Origin of the sequence: Acinetobacter sp. UBA5934 (assembly GCF_002430855.1) — a bacterium.
Classification (GTDB): Bacteria; Pseudomonadota; Gammaproteobacteria; order Pseudomonadales; family Moraxellaceae; genus Acinetobacter.
Map to the genome: position 1 here is coordinate 1 of NZ_DJDC01000116.1, position 3,816 is coordinate 3,816.

Sequence of the window (3,816 nt, forward strand, 5' to 3'; positions counted from 1 at the left end):
GTGCATCCGCACTTTGAACAGATGCAGGTGGTTTCTTACCTAGCCCATCCTGCGACAGCCAACATTCTGCGCCATTATCTGGAAAATTATGGTGTGCATCATGTCGAGACCAGCTCGATTCTGGACCTGTTCAGTCAGCTGAATAAAATCCCGAAAAGTGATGAAAATACCTGGCTGATTGTCGATCATAGTGGCGATGGTGAAGCGCTACTGAAAGAAATCCGGAACCGCTACCACGGCAATATTGCAGTGTATGGCTATCAGATGGCGCTTGATCCAAACATGCTGAACGAGTACCGTGCACGTCCTCTGTATCAACCCTTAAGCCGTAGCGCCTTGATCCAGCTACTCAGCAATCAGCCTGTTTTCGAGCAGGATGTGCATGAAGAGTTTAATGGACAAGGTCTGCATGTGCTGGCGGTGGATGACCACCTGCCGAATCTGATTGTTCTGGAAGCACTACTTGCTGAACTGAATGTCACCACCACCAAGGCTTTAAGTGGTCAGGAAGCGATTGAAATTATTCAGCAGCGCATCGAACAGGAATTGCCGGCATTTGATGTGGTATTTATGGATATTCAAATGCCGGTAATGTCCGGTATTGATACCACCCGCGCCATTCGCTCGCTAGAATCCACTTTAGAAAACCATAAGCGCTTGCCAATTATTGCCTTGACCGCACATGCGCTGGCCGATGAAAAGCAAAAACTGTTGCAGGTCGGCATGGATGATTACGTCACCAAACCGATTCAGATGGAACAGATTATCCAGATTCTGACCCACTGGACCTCGGAAAGCTTTAAGAAAGCCAAAAGTGTAGAGCAATCCATTATGATTGAAGCCCTCGATCCAAATATTCTGGACTGGCAACAAAGCCTGCAACTGGCAGCCAATAAAGAAGATCTGGCTCTCGATCTACTGAAAATGCTCACGGACAGCTTCCCGACAGAGCTGGATGAAATGCAGCAATTGATTGAGATGGAAGATTTCCCACAACTGGAACATGTGCTGCATCGCTTATATGGCGCAACTCGTTATGTGGGTGTTCCTCATCTACAGGAGGTCGCGGGTGGATTTGAACAGTTTATTTCTTCTTTACGTAAAGAACGTCGTAAAGCGGATGAAGCCTTTATTCAGGAAACCCTGCAACGCTTTGATGAATTGCAGTCGGTCATTCAGCAGGTGGAACAGGCTTCACAGCAAATTTTAAACAAACAAAGTATCTGATCATGGTCTAGCCGAGTTTTCGAAGTCACGTCTATGTTTAGATGTGACTCTGCTGTCATGTATCGTGGCATGTATCAGAGAAATACCCATGTTATGCTCAAAACAATAGAAAAATACAGGTTTACATCATGGCATTACTTCGCATAGAAAAAAACAATGGCATCGCAACCGTTTCTTTAAACCGCCCAGAAAAACGTAACGCCATGAGCTTTGCTTTATTGCGCGAACTGGTCAATGCAGCCAAACAAATTAAAAAAGACCGTTCCATCCGCTGTGTCATTTTAACTGGCGAAGCGCATGTGTTTAGTGCCGGGATTGATCTGGCCGATTTAAACGCACCGAAAAATACCGCTTATGCCGCTTGGGAATTGCTTAAACCGGGACAAAGCCTGTTTCAAAAAGCCTTTTTAATCTGGCAGGAACTGCCTGTTCCGGTGATTGCGGCAATTGAAGGCTATTGCCTGGGTGCAGGGATGCAACTGGCTCTGGCTGCGGATATCCGTATTGCCCACCCAGACACCAAAATGTCGATTATGGAAAGCCGTTGGGGGCTGGTTCCGGACATGGGACTCACCCGTTCCATTAAAGGCATTATTAATGTTGACCTGGCCAAAGAACTCACCCTGACAGGGCGTATTTTTGATGCCAACTATGCCAAAGAAATTGGTTTAGTAACGCATCTAGATGCATCACCGATCAGCAAAGCCCAAGCAATTGCAGAAGAAATGTTGCAACGTTCTCCGGATGCATTGGCGGCCGCTAAACAGGTTCTTGATGCCATGGAACATGCACCGAGCAAATCGTTACGCCTAGAGAAAATCTGGCAACTGAAATTACTATTAGGCAAAAACAGTAAATTGGCGCGTAAAAAAGACAAAAACCCGGAAGTTCAGTTTTTACCGCGTCAATATAAGTAAAATAGAGCCATAACAGGATCGTTCAGAGAAAAACACATGAGTTTTGATCGTAATACAAAAATTGCATTCCTTGGCATGGGACTGATGGGTAGCCGTATGGCCACCCGACTGATTCAGGCTGGCTTTGAAGTCGCTGTCTGGAACCGCACAGCCTCCGCCTGCGATGTGCTGGTTGATATGGGTGCTAGTGCTTTAAATCTGCAAGAGATTGCAAACTATCCTGTTATTTTGACCTGTCTGGCGGATGATGCTGCGGTACAAAATGTTTTTGATCAGATTCAGAATCATGTACAAGCTGGACAAGTGCTTGTGGATTTTTCCAGTCTGTCTGTGGATAAAACCAAAGCCTTGGCACAGCAGGCGCAAATTCGGAAAGTTCAGTGGATTGACTCGCCTGTTTCTGGCGGTACGGCAGGTGCGGAACATGGAACCTTGGTGATTTTCGCCGGTGGCGACATGCAAACCATTCAGGATTTAACACTGATTTATAATGTTTTGTCACAACGTGTGACGCGTATGGGTGAAACGGGTACCGGGCAAGCAACCAAAATTTGCAATCAGCTGATTGTTGCAGCCAATAGCACCTTAATTGCCGAAGCAGTCGCTTTGGCTGGACAAGCCGGTGTCGATACCACCCTGCTGGCTCCTGCGCTTGCCGGTGGTTTTGCCGACTCGAAACCGTTTCAGATTTTATCCCCGCGTATGGCAACCCATACTTTTGAGCCGGTGCAATGGAAGGTGCAAACCCTGTCCAAAGACCTGAATAATGCCGTGCAGCTGGCCGAGCAGTTCAATTTGAATATTCCTGTCGCAAAACAGGCACTTTCGCAATTGAAAACCCATCAAAATAAAGGCTATGCTGAGGCTGATCTGGCGACCGTGATTCAACTTGTTGAATCTTGAGCAGAGCATTTTCTTTAGCAGGCAAGGAGTAAAAGCATGATTAAGCTGGCGGTAAATTTATCCATGATTTTTACTGAAGTGCCTTTAATTGAGCGTTTTGCTCTGGCGTATGCGCATGGATTTCAGCATGTTGAAATTCAGTTTCCTTATGAGCTCAGCATCGAACAGATTCAGACCCAGCTCACCCTGCATGATCTGAGCCTGTGCCTAATCAATGTACCCGCAGGTGATTTAATGCAGGGCGGCAATGGTTTGGCGGGCGTACCGGGTCAAGAAATTGAATTTCATCGTGCGCTGGAACAGTCGATTCAATATGCCACAGCGTTGAATGTACCGAGTGTCAATATTTTGGCTGGCAAGCAACCGCTGGATGCCGATTTATTGCCTTGCTTGAATACACTGGCAAAAAATTTAAAACTGGCGTGTTCAATGTTTGCTGCACATAATATTCAACCGGTGTTTGAAATGATTAATGGCACCGATATGCCGCGCTTTCTGGTGCAAAACATTGCCCAGGCCCAAGAAATGCTGGAAGCCGTACGCCACCCTGCGCTAAAAATGCAATATGACTGCTATCACATGGCAATGATGGGTGAAGATGTGCTGCAAGCGCTTCAAGAAAATATCCACGATATTGGACACATCCAGTTTGCAGACTGTCCAGGGCGGCATGAACCGGATACGGCACAAATTCATTATGCAGAAATTTTTCAGTGGTTAAACCAAAGTCCTTATACTGGCTTCACTGCCGCGGAATATAAGCCACAGG

Annotated in this window: 4 protein-coding genes; all 4 read left to right on the forward strand. The window is 46.5% G+C overall.

Annotation, left to right across the window (positions count from 1 at the left end; all coding sequences use genetic code 11):
• Positions 1–1,227 (forward strand): response regulator (locus B2Y23_RS08075; RefSeq protein WP_291370101.1); only part of this gene is annotated, 1,227 nt, incomplete at its 5' end.
• 128 nt (positions 1,228–1,355) lie between these two features.
• Positions 1,356–2,144 carry a crotonase/enoyl-CoA hydratase family protein gene (locus tag B2Y23_RS08080; protein WP_291357059.1) on the forward strand — a complete coding sequence of 263 codons (789 nt, stop codon included), beginning with the start codon at positions 1,356–1,358 and terminating at the stop codon, positions 2,142–2,144.
• 36 nt (positions 2,145–2,180) lie between these two features.
• The gene (locus B2Y23_RS08085; RefSeq protein ID WP_291370103.1) at positions 2,181–3,047 is read left to right on the forward strand and encodes an NAD(P)-dependent oxidoreductase; all 867 of its coding nucleotides are present in this window, start codon (positions 2,181–2,183) and stop codon (positions 3,045–3,047) included.
• Positions 3,048–3,083: 36 nt separating this feature from the next.
• Positions 3,084–3,816, forward strand: a 733-nt coding sequence (locus B2Y23_RS08090; protein ID WP_291370105.1) for a hydroxypyruvate isomerase family protein, incomplete at its 3' end; no start/stop codon positions are given.